The organism is Opitutia bacterium ISCC 52 (assembly GCA_014529675.2).
In the GTDB taxonomy this organism is placed as follows: Bacteria; Verrucomicrobiota; Verrucomicrobiia; order Opitutales; family UBA2995; genus UBA2995.
Genome location: CP076040.1, coordinates 1,671,545 through 1,685,761, shown reverse-complemented (window position 1 = coordinate 1,685,761; position 14,217 = coordinate 1,671,545). Strand labels below are relative to the sequence as shown.

The following is a 14,217-nucleotide window of genomic DNA, read 5'->3' as shown; positions in this document are numbered from 1 at the left end:
ATACCCCGATATTCTGCATTTCTACTGATGTCCCTCCTGCCCTTCGGTCTGGGTGCGCAGGAAACATACGAATCAGAAACAGACTTACCATCGGGGATAAAGCCGTCGCTCTCCCCTCCTCGTTCGCCGGAGGTGGCCCTTCAAAGCTTTGTGCTCGTCGACGGCTTCAACATTGAGCTGGTGGCTTCGGAACCGACGATTGAGGATCCGGTACTTATAGATTGGGATATCCACGGACGCATGTGGGTCTGCGAAATGCGGGGATTCATGATGGATATCGATGCCACCGATCAATTTGAAAAAAACGGTCGTATTTCCATTTTGGAAGACACGGATAGAGATGGCCAGATGGACAAAGCAACTCGGTTCCTCGACGACTTGGTTTTGCCGCGTGCCATGCGCGTATTTCAAGAAGGCCTATTGGTGGCAGAGCATGACAAGCTTTGGTTCGTGTCAGACGCAGATGGAGATCTCGTTCCAGATGGTAAAGAGTTGATCGATGCCGAGTATGCGACTCATGGCAGCGTTGAACACCGACCCAACGGGCTACTTATCGGGTTAGATAATTGGATCTATAATTCCCGCTCGAACAAACGCTACAAACGTGTTGATGGAGCTTGGGTGACCGAGGCTACAGAGAACCGCGGACAATGGGGAATCACCCAGGACGACTACGGAAGACTCTTCTACAATTTTCACTGGTCGCAATTGCATGCCGATATAGCTCCTCCTAACACCCTGACTCGAAACCCCCATTTCAAACCCACCCTTTCGGCCAACGCCACGGTATCCACAGATCAGTTTGTTTATCCGATTCGCATGAACACTGCGATCAACCGTGGTTATCGACCTGGCGTTTTGGATACAGAAGGGAAACTGATTCGTTTCGCCTCAGCCTGCTCGCCCTGGATCTATCGAGGTGATGCATTCCCCAGTCATTTCAAGGGCGATGCCTTCGTCTGTGCCCCAGCAGCCAATACCATTAAGCATAATCTGATCGTCGATAAAGGGCTGACCGTTTCAGGCGTCAACGCCTACCCGGATCGCGATTTCCTGGCCTCGACTGATGAACGTTTTCGCCCGGTTTCACTCTCTGGCGGACCTGACGGGGCCCTTTACGTTGTGGATATGTATCGAGGTATTATCCAACAAGCGGACTTCATGACTCCTTTCCTTCGTCGCGAGAGTGAACGACGCAAACTGGAGCAACCTATCAACCTCGGGCGCATCTACCGGATCCAGTCGAATAGCCATGACGGAAATAGCCTTCCAGACTTTAACAAACTCGCTCCTGAGCAGTGGGTCGAACTACTCAAACACAACAACGGTTGGGTGAGAGATAAGGCTCAGCAGTGGCTCGTTTGGGAACGTCCTGAAAAAGCCATTGCACCTCTTAAAGCATTGGCAAATGGATCCGACTCACTGGCAGCCATTCACGCACTCTGGGCTTTGGACGGTATGGGTATTGATACCCTCGAGCTTTCACTAAATTTAATCAACCATTCCCACGATAAAATCGCCATCCACGCTCGTGCAGTGGCCGCTCGCCAAGCAAAGAGTGGTGCCAATGCCAAACAAATCTCGGCCGCCCTTTCGAAGATTAAAACGGAAAACGTCGAACGCACCTTTCATCGTGTGCTGGCATTGGACGAATTTGATCATCAGGCAAGCCATCAACCTCGATTACAGATTGCGACCCAACACCATGAGAATCCTCACATTCGTGAAGCATTACTGAGTGGTTTAGAAAAACAAGAGCTTCATTTCCTGGACCAGCTACTTCACCTCGAAGAATGGAGTCAGGAATCCTCTAGCAAAAAACTGCTTATCCAGGAACTGGCTGCAGCTGCCCTGCGTCGAGAAAACTCCATTGAGGTCGGTCATTTATTTCAACTGGCTCTCGGAAGCAGCTGGCAGGCTGCTGCGATTCGAGAAGGCCTACTCATCGCATTGCTCGAACGCGATAAGCCACTGCAGTTTCCCAAATCTCCGGGAATCAAAGACCCTCGTTTCCTGACTTACTTACAATGGCCGGGAAATCAGCCTTCCACTCGCAAAGAGAAATCCGCCACAGCACTCTCCTCCAAAGAGAAAGCACTTTTCGCCAAAGGACAGACGATCTACGGCAGCCTTTGCGCATCCTGCCACGGAGCCAACGGGGAAGGCATTATTATGTTAGCACCGCCTCTCGTAAACTCCGAATGGGTCACCGGCCATCCCGATCGTCTCGCCCGCATTTTATTACATGGGCTCGAAGGTTCCATCGATGTGAACGGGAAAACTTATCAGTCACCCAAGATCCTCCCTTCCATGCCGCCGATCGGCATGATGAGCAATGATGAGCTCGCCGCTACAATGACTTATATTCGCCGGGCGTGGAATCACAGCGCCTCTCCTGTTACGTCCCGCGACATTCAAAGAAACCGCGATCTGACCGCAGCTCAGACAGGCGCCTACCAGGTTTCGGAACTTATCGACTTTTCAGATAACTAAGTTATCAACGAATTTACCTTAAGAAAAAAACCTTACATTACATGCATACTTCATTCACGACCCTAAGAAAACTCATACAGTACCTGGCTATTGGCTTATTAACATCACCACTGGCTCAGGCTGATCTTCCCGTCTGGCGTGGCAATCACAACGGCACCTACGAGGTGCAATCCGCTCCAACGGATTGGAAGTCGGATCAAGTATTTAGCATTCCTCTAGACTCGAAAAGCAACGGGACTCCCATCCTGGTCGAAGGGAAACTTTTCTTCACCGCAGAACCGGATCAACTGATTTGCGCCGACGCCAAAACTGGAAAGGTCATTTGGCAAAAAAGCAATGACCTGTTCACCCTGCACGGCGTGAGCGGATCCAAGGAGGCCGAGCTGCAAGCTTACAAAGCGGATATCGACAATTACACGCAGGACGCCCGTAAACTGCGCAATGTTGTTCGTCGTCTGGAAGCCTCGGTAAAGAGAGATCCTGACAACAATCAAGCCGCACAAAACCTGAAAGACAAACAGGCAGAAATGGATGGCTTGAACAAGAAAGCAGCTGAGATGAGAAAGCAGCCCTTCTACAAGAATTTCGACATGCCACCGGCTCACACCACCAACGGTTATACGTCCTATAGCCCTCACTACGATGGAGAGCGCCTATATGTTCAGTATGGTTTTGGAGCCGTCGTGGCATACGACCTCAAGGGCAATCGCTTGTGGACCAGTTTCATCGATCACCCCGACCACAACTGGGGTGGATCCACCATGCCTCAAATCATCGATGGCAAACTCATCATCCGGGCTGACGATCACCACGCGCTGGATCCGATGACTGGAAAGATCCTCTGGAGCACACCTTCTGAAGTTGTATTCGGAACTCCGGTACCGTTCCAAATCGAAGGCCAATACTTTATGTTCGCGCCACGAGGAGAAGTGATTCGCGTCAGCGATGGAAAGATTCTCCACGACGGACTGGTTAAGATCAACCGCGACCGCAGCTGGGCCATCTTCAACACCCCTGCCCTGGTCAATGGAGTCATCTATGCTGCCAATGGCGTAGGTAAAGAAGACGGCAATGTTTATGCATACAAAATACCCAGCACAATAAAGAGCCTGGAAAAGAAGGGACTAGATCTACTCTGGAATACGGCCGTAGCAAAAGACAGGTACTACAGTTCACCACTCGTCCACGATGACCTCGTATATGTGGTCGGGCAGGAAAGTGTGATAACCGCCCTGGAAGCAGACACAGGCAAAGTTGTTTACGAAGAACACCTAAAAGGTGTTTCAGGAACCGCCTACCCGACTTTGGTCTGTGCGGATAATAAAATCTACCACGGTACGGAAGACGGAGATATGGTCATCTTTAAGCCAGGTCGCAGCTTTAAGGAAATCGCCCGCAACAAGCTGGGTGCCTATCGCGCAACCCCCTTGTTTTATAATGAGGTGGCTTACTTGAGAACCTACGAGAGTCTGATCGCGGTAGGTAATCTATGAGAAATAATCCTCTTCTCCTAACGATTGCCTTAAGTTGCTTCACACTCTTTGGCGGAGACACACTTTCAGCTGAGCTTGTTTTTACCGATTCCTTTGATCGTCCCGATGGATCGAAGACTGAAGATGCTCCCGGCAATGGTTGGACAACCAACAGTGCCTGGCGAGCGGATGGAAAGAAACAGGTCTACCTAAAGGGTGGTGCCTTGGAGATTCGTCGGCTTGAGCATGCCAACCATGCGGTCTCCTTTAAGCACAATATTGCCTTGGGCGACTGTACGATCTCAATGCGCTTCAAAATCGGTGAAGGAGATCGCCTGGGTGTGAACTTTAACGATAACGAGTTGAAGACTGCTCATGCGGGCCACGTATGCACGGTGCGCGTAACCAACAAGGAAGTGTCCGTGGCCGACCAGATGAACGGCTCGATGAACTTGGAACTTCGCAAACGTCGACAAGCTGGCGAAACCAGTCCAGAGCTTAAACAACTGATTGCGAAGACCGAAAAGAAGTCCCCCATCCATCTCAAACCGGACACCTGGCATGAGCTGATGTTCGAGCTGGACGGGGACATCGTACGCGTATTTATGAACGACACTTTTCAGTTAGAGCACCGCTCACCTGGATTCGCTCATCCGACTAAAAGCAACATCGCGATTTCCGTTCCCAAGAACCTCGTCATGGATGACTTCAAAGTTTGGAACCGAGCGGGGAAAAAATAATCCTCTCTCATCATGGACAAACTCATCCAATGCACCGTTCCGGTTCTCCCGGTTAAAAACTTAAAGGACAGCCTTGAGTTTTATACCAGCAAACTGGACTTCAACATTGAATGGCAAGGCGATGTCGCAGCCGCCGTGTCAAGAGACGGTTGCCAGATCATGCTCTCTCAAATTCATGGCGAGAAGAAGCCAACTTGGGTTTGGATTGGAGTTAGTAGCCATGACTGGTTCGTAGAGCTCCCGAAGAAAGGCGTAAGGGTTCGCCAGAAACCATTGAACCAAGAATGGGCCTACGAGATGAAGTTAGAGGATATCGATGGCAACATACTCTGGCTGGGTACAGCCGCGAGGAAAGATATCCCGTTTGTTGAATAATTTTGCAGCAGATTATCATGCGCCCCCAACGACCCTTCAAAATAGCGATCTTTTGCTCGTTTCTCCTTTTTCAATGCCTACTTCAGGCACAAACCAAATGGCCCGGTGACGCATCCGATTGGAATGGATACCAACGTTATGATTTTGAGGCCGATGGACGTCCGTGCTATGTCGTAGTCCCCAATCAAGCAGCCCCCGGAAAGCCCTGGGTATGGAGAGCACGTTTTACAGGTTTCCATACCGGCGAAGACCTTTTGTTAATGGAACAAGGATTTCACATCGCCTTCATGGATACGAATGGCATGTTGGGAAGCCCTGCTGCAACGAACCACTGGGATGCCTTTTACGAGGTCATGACAGGCACCTATGGACTAGCTGAAAAACCTGCTCTCGAAGCGGTGAGTCGCGGAGGATTGTTTGCCTATCGTTGGGCATCGCGCCACCCGGAACGAGTGAGCTGCATTTACGCCGATACTCCCGTCTGCGATTTCAAAAGTTGGCCTCTAGGACAAGGCGCAGGCATCGGTCATCCAAAGACCTGGGCAACCTTACTCGATCAATACGGTTTCACACAGGAGGAGGCACTGGCATTTGACAAAAATCCTATCGATGTAATGGCACCTATTGCCTACGCGCGGATCCCCCTGATGACCATTGTCTCTCTGAACGATCGAGTGGTCCCCCCGGAGGAAAACACATTTATCCTGGCTGATCGCTACCGTGAGCTGGGAGGCAGCATAGAAATCATTGAGGTCGAAGCAGGCACCGAAAAGTCAAATGGCCATCACTTCACACATCCAGATCCCGAACGCGTTGCTGTTTTCATTCATAAACACGCACGTGTGTTTGAGTGAATCTAAAATAAAAGATCGGCAAACTTCTCTCTATTGCCTTAATACCCGCACCAACCACTGACCTTTATGAACTCGTCCATACGCATCACTCGCTTCTACCTGGTTAAGATGTGAACCAGATTCAAGACCACCTGGTAGCGCACCTTTCCATAAATGCGCGGATGGTACTGGGCAAGGGAGAGCTCTTTTATCATCTGGATTCTTATCCATCTCGCGATTTCGAATGGCCACGTATTGCGGATCGAATTCGTCTACTTTTCTTAAGGTAATCCAATCAGCTCGATTTCCTGTTTTCATACGGACAACAGATTTTTCGGACCCATTAAATACATTTACATAGACTTCTGTTTGGGACAGCGCTTCTGAAGCCACTTCATCTGGAGCATACACACTCAACTGATAAGATACAGGCTGACGAGCGGCCTTAAAACCAAAGGTGTGCCCGGCCCCGTCAAAGGTAACGATGGCGTAACCATTGGGAGCGCCATCCCGCATCGTCGTGTGAGGAATCCCCTGTTCATCCTTAGCCCCCTTCCACCAACTTCCAGAAACCGTCACCGTAACAATGCGGTGATGTGGTTCATCACCCATCCAGCCATCATCTTTGCCAATATATTGATACGCCTGCCAATGAGTGTGCCCCGAGAGGGAAAGGGTATGAGGGCGGTGTTCGATCAGGCGATATAACTCGGCGCGATTCCCAATTTCTCCAAGTGGAATGTGCATCATCAGGACAACCAGCCTTTCCTCTGGCACCAGTTCTAGATCGTTCTTAACAAATTCGATTTGCTCGGGCTCTAGGCCACCGTGATATTTTCTGTTGCTGCCTTCCCGGTGACCCCATTCTACATCATCAAGCACGATGAAATGCACAGGACCATAATCAAATGAATAGTAGCTGGGACCAAAGTAACGCATAAAGGTTTCATCGGAATCAGAATCCACTTTCGCTTCCATGTTAATATCATGGTTTCCGATAACATTGTACCAGGGAATTCCTATCAGGGCGATGTTCGTATTGGACGAGTCAAACAGTTCCAAACGGTCAAACATGATGTCTCCCAAAGTGACGCCAAACTTCGCATCGGTACCTATCAGTTCAGCAATGACATCGTGGGCAACGTAATCCACCTGGTCTTGATTCCTTGGCTGCGGGTCACCGAAGAAGATGGTGCGAAAGTGATCGGGCTCGCTCTGCCTATGAAAGGGAAATTCAATCGACGAGGGCAGTGGACCCGTTGGATCGACCCCATGATATTTGAAATGGGTAGGAGAACCTCCAGGCTTATGAATATAATAAAATTGGGGCAGGTCATTATCGTCCAGCGGTGTAGCCCAACCAGAAGGTTTAATAACAAGAAAACGGTGTCCTCGCCGTATGGCAACGACCACTTTCCATCCGCATCCGTCAGGACCACGTCTCGCTGATTCGAAACTGCAATCGCAGGAAGACCTCGCTCACCAGAATCGCGAACACCGTTTTCATTGCGATCTTCGAAAACGATCCCATAAGCATTCTTAGCAAACACAGGATTCGCACCTAGCGAACATACCAAGAGAACAACGAGAGAAGTAGAAATAGGTAGGTAGGACGCTATCGCCGTTTCGAGCGCAGCAACACCAACAAGCGCCGAAATCACACACTCCTAATAAGGTACTGCACAACCTTCAACGCGCGCTTGACCGATAGTTGGCACCCGTGAAGAATACCACCCGGGAATTTCTTCCTGTTCTACCCTATCGTTTATGACTCGTCTCACTCGTTTCCTGGTCACATTGTTGGCATTCTCAATTGTTTCATCATTCCTTCAGGCTGCAAGGCCTGCTGACGATCGCCCCAATTTCATCATCATCTTCTGCGATGACATGGGTTACGCGGATATTGGGCCGTATGGGGCCGAGGGCTATGAAACTCCCAACCTAAACCGCATGGCCGCGGAAGGCATGGTCTTTAAGGATTTTCACGTAGGGTATGCGGTCTGCAGCCCTTCACGAGCAGCGATCAATACCGGCAGCTACCCCAAGCGAGTGAGTGTGAACAACAATTTCGGCCCTAATTCTAAGACGGGTCTGCATCCCGACGAATGGACCATTGCCGATGTGTTAAAACAAAAAGATTACGCCACAGCTTGTTTCGGAAAATGGCACCTGGGTCACGAGCCGGAATTCCTACCGACCAGCCAGGGCTACGATGAATTTTATGGAGTGCCCTATTCGCACGACATGTGGGAACTGCATCCTGAGATCGGAACGCGTTACAATTTCCCTATCCTTCCGCTTTACGAAGGCACGAAGGTCATCAAAAAACAGATCACCCCCGAAGACCAAAAGTATCACACCAAAAAAATCACAGAACGTACGGTCTCATTTATTGAGAAAAACAAAGACATGCCCTTCTTTGTTTACCTCCCCCACCCGATGCCTCACGTGCCACTCTACACCACCGATGAGTTTGAAGGTAAAACCAAGCGGGGAGAATACGGTGACGTGATCGAGGAAATCGATTGGAGTGTCGGCCAGATTCTCAATTCACTCGACGATCATGGCATTCGCAAAAACACCTTGGTAGTATTCACTTCCGACAATGGTCCCTGGTTACGTTATGGCGATCATGGTGGTAGTGCCGGTCCACTCCGCCAAGGTAAAGGAACGTTCTTCGAAGGCGGCTATCGTGTGCCAGGCGTGATGACTTGGCCGGGCAAAATCGAACAAGGGAAGATCAGCAATAAATTTGCCTCCACCATCGACCTGCTTCCGACCTTTGCCAAGCTAGCGGGCGCGCCCATGCCCAAAGGCCGTCCGGTAGACGGCATCGATATCAGTGATCTCCTCATGGGCAAGGAACCTTCGAATTATACACGCGGATTCCTCTATTGGTCGGGTCGCAAACTCAGCGCGGTCCGCGGCGGAAAATGGAAACTCATCTTTCCTGGAAACTACATTGTCTGGAGCGGAGGCGGAGGAGGACAACCCGGTCATGGGCAAGAAGTAAAAGAGATTGGCCTGAGCCTCTACAATCTGGAAACCGACGTTGGAGAAACCACCAACCTAGCCGACCAATACCCGAATATCGTGGCTCGTTTGAAACGTTTCGCGGATGAAGCCCGCAAGACCTTGGGCGACTCAGACAAAGAAGGAACAGAAATCCGTCCACTCGGAGGAAAATAGAAACGTCCCTATTTAAAGACATGAACCTCATGTATTACAATTCGGCGGCAAGCCACCTCCTACAGAGGAAAGTCCCGAATCGAAAGGTAGGGACACATCGCCGAGGTGTCCGATCACAGAACGATCGATGTCCACCGTCTCACAACGGCGGCTACATTAATACAATTTCCAGCGACAAGAGGTGGCTGTTATTCTGCGCTTTGCTTGTAGATGTGTCCTCTCTGTGTTCGTCGGCAACCGCCGATCTTACCGTATGCCTAAAATACAATCACTCATATACCATGACTAAGATCTAATAGATTTTGACCAAACAGCCCCAGACAAACCAGTCGCTCATCGTTATTATACTACTGATCTATTTACCCTACATACACTATGATGTTTCGCTCTCGATTCTTACTCCTAAACCTCCTCTTAATTGGTAGTAGCTGTGTTACGCTCTTTGCGGCTCCCGGTTGGAACTCTAAAGATCTGCACCATGACTTCTACACCGAGGGTGCCGCCTTTGGAGACATCGATGGTGATGGCAAAGGTGACCTGGTCAGTGGGCCATTCTGGTATAAGGGACCGGAGTTTGAAGAGAAGCATGAGTTTTACGAACCGAAACCCTTTAATATCCGCTCCTACTCTGACAATTTCTTCTGCTATGTTCACGACATCAATGGCGATGGTTTAAACGACATTCTCGTCTATGGCTTTCCAGCCAAGGAAGCTCGTCTCTATATCAATCCCGGAAATGCAGGGTCAGTCAATCGCTGGGCGATGAAGATCCTGGCTGATGACATCAGTAATGAGTCGCCACATTTTATTGATCTCATTCCGGGTGGCCTGCCAGAAATGGTTTCTGTAAGAGGAACGGCTTATGGATACTATGAAGCCGGTGATGATCCAACCGCACGCTGGAATTGGACGGCGGTTTCAGATGATGGCATGTCGCGAAAATTCGACCACGGTCTAGGCGTGATCGACATGGATGGCGATGGGCGATTGGATGTAGTGGGAAAACAACATTGGTTCAAACAGCCATCTGGCGAAGTTAAAAAAGTCTCTTCCGGTTCAGGTCGGGCAACAAACCGTCGCAGAGTTAGAAGTTCCACCACGGTTGCCGATACAGAATGGACTCAACACACCTGGCACGAAGGCCCCTCGCGTGGCGGAGCTCAGATTCTAGGCTACGATATCGACGGAGATGGCGATGGCGACCTGATCACCAGTCTTCACGCTCACGGTTATGGTCTGGCCTGGTATGAAAAGACTTCCTCCGGTGATTACGTGGAGCATCTCATCATGGGAAATAGTTCCACCGACAACCCTCAAGGCATTAGCTTCTCGCAACTGCATGCGCTGGCTCTGGAAGACATGGATGGCGATGGCGTAAAAGATGTCGTCACGGGTAAACGCTGGTATGCCCACCATGGCAAAGACGAAGGAGGATTGCAGGATCCTGTCGTTTATTGGTTTCGCCTGAAACGTGGTTTAGATGGCGTAGCGTTTGTCCCCCACTTTGTGGACGACAACTCGGGAGTTGGCGTTGAAGTGCTTGTCGACGATTTAAACAACGATGGCAGTCCTGACATCGTAAGTTCCAGCAAACACGGATTGACCATTCATATCCAGGATCCGGATACATTTATGATTGAGACTGAAGCCTGGAAAATTGCCGGGGGACGATCCCAAGATAAGTACAGAATCGATTTAACGCCTGAAGAGTCAGTATCGATCATGGAAGCCCCTGAAGGATTTGAGGTAGACCTCATCACCGCGGAACCGGATCTTGTACAACCGATTGCAATGTGTTTCGATGCCAGAGGTCGTATCTGGGTCATTGAAGGAACCACCTATCCTCGTCGTGCCCCTGAGGGTCAGGGTACCGACCGTATTCTTATTTTTGAAGACACCAATGCCGATGGCACCTTCGACTCACGCAAGGTATTTGCCGACAACATCAACTTAGCCAGTGGTCTAGAAGTAGGCTTTGGAGGAGTGTTCGTAGGAGCCGCTCCTTACTTCCTGTTTTATCCTGATGCCGACGGCGATGATGTGCCTGACAGCGAACCTCAGATTCTCTTAGACGGCTGGGGACTACAGGACACCCACGAAACATTGAATAGTTTTACCTGGGGCCCAGATGGCTGGCTCTACGGAACCCACGGAGTTTTCACCCATTCCAATGTGGGCAAACCAGGAACTACTGACGACGAACGCACGAAGCTCAATGCCGGTGTTTGGCGCTATCACCCGACCAAGGACGAGTTCGAAGTATTTGCCTACGGCACCAGTAATCCGTGGGGCGTGGATTTCAATGAACAGGGCGACTTCTTTATCAGTGCCTGTGTGATCCCCCACTTCTACAATATGGTACAAGGTGGACGCTACATTCGGCAGGGTTCAGCTTCGCATTTCAATCCCTACATTTTTGAGAGCATTGATACCATCGCCGATCACAGGCACTATGCCGGTGAGATCACGGAGCACGCATTCTGGCGTGAAAATAAAGCCCTTCGCCCCCCTGCCCCAGCTGATACCTCTGCAATGGGCGGAGGTCACGCTCACGCTGGCCTGGCGCTCTATCTGGCTGATACCTTCCCAGAGAACTATCGTGGCGAAGCCTACTTCCATAATCTCCATGGCCACCGGATTATTCGCGAAGCAATGAACCCCAATGGCTCAGGCTATACCGCTCAGCATCGTCCCGGATTTACGTTTACGAATGATCACGATTTTATCGGTGTCGGCGTGATGCTCGGTCCCGATGGAGCCCTTTATTTCTCCGACTGGCACGATGCCCAAACTTGCCACCACCGCAACGTAGAGATCTGGGATCGCACCAACGGCCGTATCTTTCGTGTGCGGTATGGTGATGTGAAACCAGTCAGTGTAGATATTGCAAAGCTCAGTGACTCAGAACTGCTCGAAACACTCACTGACGTAAACGCCTTTAACGCCCGCCAAGCTCAACGCATTCTGCAAGAACGGGCACACGCCGGAATTCTGGACACAGCTACTGTGGAAGTAGGCTTACAAGCCTTGGCCTCAGAAGAAGAACCCCAAGCCATCCGTCTCAAAGCCATCTGGTCTCTCTGGGTGTGCGGGCTAGTTGATGAGGTCGATTTACTGACACAGCTGCAGGATAAAGATCCATACGTCCGCGCCTGGGCGCTCCAATTCCTAGGAGAGGATAAACAAGCACTTAGCGCCTCAGCTCTATCCGTCGTTGAAGACCTGGCCAAAGAGGAAACCGAACTGGTAACCCTTCGTTACCTGGCTAGCTTATTACAACGCTTGCCCCTTGACCAACGTTGGAACATCGCAGCAGCTTTACTCAAACAACCCGATGGTTACTCGCATGACGTCAACCTACCCTACCTGCTTTGGTATGGCATGGAACCGCTCGTAGGTGAATATCCGGTACGCGCTATGGCTTTGGCTGAGAACACTCGCTGGACAAAGTTGAAAAACTTTATCTTCCGGCGTGCCGCCGTAAAGGAAGCAGGCCGCGATATTCTGGTATCCACACTGAAAGACGCTCCCAACGCACAAAGCTACAAAACACGAGCTGAGCAGTTAATCCTGGCCCTGAAAGAACTGCCACCAGTTGACCGCCCCGAAGGCTGGGAAGCAGCACGAAAGCGTGGTGAAACGCTCGCCAAGAAAGCCGAGATCCTCGAGGACGACATCTTCCAGCTCAGCACCCGCTTTGGAGATAAGAAAACATTCTCAACCTGGCGCAAGATCGCTACAGACAAAAAGGCTGACTACATGGACCGTGTAAACGCCATGGAACTACTCCTCGCAGGAGGTGATGAAGAACTGGCCAATATTTCGCGAAAACTCATCAACGAAAAGGAAATGCAGGACGCTGCGATTGTCACCCTTGCGTTTTTCCCAAGCAAGGAAACAGCTGAGGCTCTTATCATGAAAGTCAAAAAGCTCTTCCCAGTATTGCGTAACCAAACAATCAATACACTCGCCTCTTCTCCGGAGATGACCCTGGCATTGTTGCAGGCGGTAGATCGCGGTGATGTGGATGACTCTCTCATCTCTCCCGTACTGCTGGACCAAATGGAGCGTTATGAAGACGAGGAGATCCAATCACTCATCTCATCCAATTGGAGTCGCAATAACGTGAAAGACGTCGAGAATTTAGAAGCAGCCATTCACATGTGGAAGGAAGAAAAGCTAACGCGTGGAATCCTCTTTGACGGAGATGCTTCACGCGGCCGCAGAGTATTCCAAAACACCTGCGGCACTTGCCACAAACTCTTCGCAGGCGGCATAGATATTGGCCCCAATCTTACCGGTTCCAATCGTGCGAACCTGGACTACATCCTCGAAAACGTATTGGCACCCAATGCCGTGGTTTCCAAAGACTACCTGATCAACACCTTCAACTTAAAGGATGGCCGCGTAATCAGCGGCATGATTCAGGAAGAGACTCCCGAACGCATATCGGTCGCCATGCCCGGAGGCACTTACGTTCAGATTTCGCCGAAGGACATCGTAGAAAGACAACAATTGAATCAGTCCCTCATGCCAGCAGGCCTCTTTGATGCCCTACCGCTTGAAGATGTCAGCGACCTGATCAAATACTTGGCCAGCCCGGAGCAGGTTCCTCTCCCCGGAGGAAGGCTTTAACGAAGGCACGAAGTTATCAGGACACGACATTTGATAAACCAGAACTGCGCAAACTCTGGCAAATGGCCAGTGATCATGGACTGGCAGTCCAGATTCACATGGAACCAAGGTATGCTCCTGGATTTGAGCCGCTTATCAAAGAGTTCAAGGAGACAAGGGTGATCATCGACCATCTGGGTCGCCCCTTCCAGTGAACTCCGGAGGAACATGAAACGGTTATGCGCTGGGGACAATTACCGAACACGATTATTAAACTCTCCTCTATTCCACCACAGGATAAGTTCCCCCACCGAGACATCACTCCGGTGATCAAAAGATTGGTAGCTGAATATAGCCCCGATCGCATGATCTACGGAGGCGGTTTCAACGCCGATGCCACCGGCAATTCCTACCGTGCTGCCTTTAAAAGAGCTCGCGGCTACATCGCCTATCTCTCCGCAGCCGAACAGGCAAAGATACTAGGGAAAAACGCAGTTCGTC

Annotated in this window: 9 protein-coding genes; 8 read left to right on the top strand and 1 reads right to left on the bottom strand. The window is 50.5% G+C overall.

The features are described 5' to 3' along the window. The first annotated feature begins 27 nt into the window (after window positions 1-27). From GA003_07250 to GA003_07230, 5 genes are read left to right on the top strand one after another with little or no spacing between them, the layout of a single operon-like run. The gene (locus GA003_07250; GenBank protein QXD29755.1) at window positions 28-2,493 is read left to right on the top strand and encodes a c-type cytochrome; all 2,466 of its coding nucleotides are present in this window, start codon (window positions 28-30) and stop codon (window positions 2,491-2,493) included. A gap of 41 nt (window positions 2,494-2,534) precedes the next feature. Next, window positions 2,535-3,986, top strand: a complete 1,452-nt coding sequence (locus GA003_07245) for a PQQ-like beta-propeller repeat protein (GenBank protein QXD29754.1) — start codon at window positions 2,535-2,537, stop codon at window positions 3,984-3,986. Continuing rightward, window positions 3,983-4,705 carry a hypothetical protein gene (locus tag GA003_07240; GenBank protein QXD29753.1) on the top strand — a complete coding sequence of 241 codons (723 nt, stop codon included), beginning with the start codon at window positions 3,983-3,985 and terminating at the stop codon, window positions 4,703-4,705. Before GA003_07245 ends, GA003_07240 begins: the two co-directional genes overlap by 4 nt. 12 nt (window positions 4,706-4,717) lie before the next feature. Beyond that, window positions 4,718-5,080 carry a hypothetical protein gene (locus GA003_07235; GenBank protein QXD29752.1) on the top strand — a complete coding sequence of 121 codons (363 nt, stop codon included), beginning with the start codon at window positions 4,718-4,720 and terminating at the stop codon, window positions 5,078-5,080. A gap of 17 nt (window positions 5,081-5,097) precedes the next feature. After that, window positions 5,098-5,934, top strand: coding sequence for an alpha/beta hydrolase (locus tag GA003_07230; GenBank protein QXD29751.1), 837 nt, complete (start codon window positions 5,098-5,100; stop codon window positions 5,932-5,934). Between the two features lie 30 nt (window positions 5,935-5,964). Here the strand turns inward: GA003_07230 and GA003_07225 are convergent, their stop codons facing one another. Then, complete coding sequence (locus GA003_07225; GenBank protein ID QXD29750.1) at window positions 5,965-7,326, bottom strand: calcineurin-like phosphoesterase C-terminal domain-containing protein; 1,362 nt, start codon at window positions 7,324-7,326, stop codon at window positions 5,965-5,967. A gap of 354 nt (window positions 7,327-7,680) precedes the next feature. On the opposite strand from GA003_07225, the gene GA003_07220 reads away from it, so the two are divergent. The 3 genes from GA003_07220 to GA003_07210 all read left to right on the top strand — a co-directional run bounded on the left by GA003_07220 (window position 7,681) and on the right by GA003_07210 (window position 13,931). Further along, window positions 7,681-9,102, top strand: coding sequence for a sulfatase (locus GA003_07220; protein ID QXD29749.1), 1,422 nt, complete (start codon window positions 7,681-7,683; stop codon window positions 9,100-9,102). Window positions 9,103-9,477: 375 nt separating this feature from the next. Then, window positions 9,478-13,737: a c-type cytochrome gene (locus GA003_07215; protein ID QXD29748.1), complete on the top strand. Its 4,260-nt coding sequence runs from the start codon at window positions 9,478-9,480 to the stop codon at window positions 13,735-13,737. Continuing rightward, window positions 13,689-13,931, top strand: a complete 243-nt coding sequence (locus GA003_07210; GenBank protein ID QXD30365.1) for an amidohydrolase family protein — start codon at window positions 13,689-13,691, stop codon at window positions 13,929-13,931. Before GA003_07215 ends, GA003_07210 begins: the two co-directional genes overlap by 49 nt. Window positions 13,932-14,217: the final 286 nt, after the last annotated feature.

What these genes read in the sequence shown, in the direction of transcription:
- GA003_07250 (QXD29755.1), top strand. Translation starts at nt 28, where the DNA reads ATGTCCCTCCTGCCCTTCGGTCTGGGTGCGCAGGAAACATACGAATCA.
- GA003_07245 (QXD29754.1), top strand. Translation starts at nt 2,535, where the DNA reads ATGCATACTTCATTCACGACCCTAAGAAAACTCATACAGTACCTGGCT.
- GA003_07240 (QXD29753.1), top strand. Translation starts at nt 3,983, where the DNA reads ATGAGAAATAATCCTCTTCTCCTAACGATTGCCTTAAGTTGCTTCACA.
- GA003_07235 (QXD29752.1), top strand. Translation starts at nt 4,718, where the DNA reads ATGGACAAACTCATCCAATGCACCGTTCCGGTTCTCCCGGTTAAAAAC.
- GA003_07230 (QXD29751.1), top strand. Translation starts at nt 5,098, where the DNA reads ATGCGCCCCCAACGACCCTTCAAAATAGCGATCTTTTGCTCGTTTCTC.
- GA003_07220 (QXD29749.1), top strand. Translation starts at nt 7,681, where the DNA reads ATGACTCGTCTCACTCGTTTCCTGGTCACATTGTTGGCATTCTCAATT.
- GA003_07215 (QXD29748.1), top strand. Translation starts at nt 9,478, where the DNA reads ATGATGTTTCGCTCTCGATTCTTACTCCTAAACCTCCTCTTAATTGGT.